Source organism: Cupriavidus sp. 05N40 (assembly GCF_056397305.1).
Map to the genome: position 1 here is coordinate 1 of NZ_JBFTND010000477.1, position 456 is coordinate 456.

General features: G+C 64.0%; 1 protein-coding gene. It reads left to right on the forward strand.

Features of this window, described 5'->3' with window-relative positions; all coding sequences use genetic code 11:
- Positions 1–456, forward strand: a 456-nt coding sequence (locus AC1DO7_RS41530) for a hypothetical protein (RefSeq protein WP_477117611.1), incomplete at both ends; no start/stop codon positions are given.

A 456-nucleotide genomic window follows, 5' to 3' on the forward strand; every position in this document is an offset into this window, starting at 1 on the left:
GCCGCCCTGCTCACCCTCTGGCGTGGCGACGAACCGGTGCGCCATGTCCATGGGCTGGTCAGCCGCTTCGAGCAAGGCGACACCGGCTTTCGCCGCACACGCTACCGCGCCGTGGTCGAGCCCGGCCTTGGCTGGCTGCTTGTGTTCGAGGCCGCCCTGTTCGGCCACAAGTGGCTCAAAGGGACCAAGGACGAAAAGGAAAAAGCGGAGTTGGCCGCCGCCTTGACAACCTTCGCGGCCGGTCTGGAAGTGTTGGCCTGCGGCACGGAGATCGTGCTGCGCCAATATGCCGCCGCCAGTACGACGGGCGTGGGCGCTACGGTCTTTCTTGGTGGACTCAAGATATGGGGTGGGGCGTTGGCTACGGCAGTTGGCATCTATCTCGCTAGGTACGACTGGTCCGATGCAGACGAAGCCCGAAGGCACGGAAATCGTGGGTTGACTGCGGCTTATCTG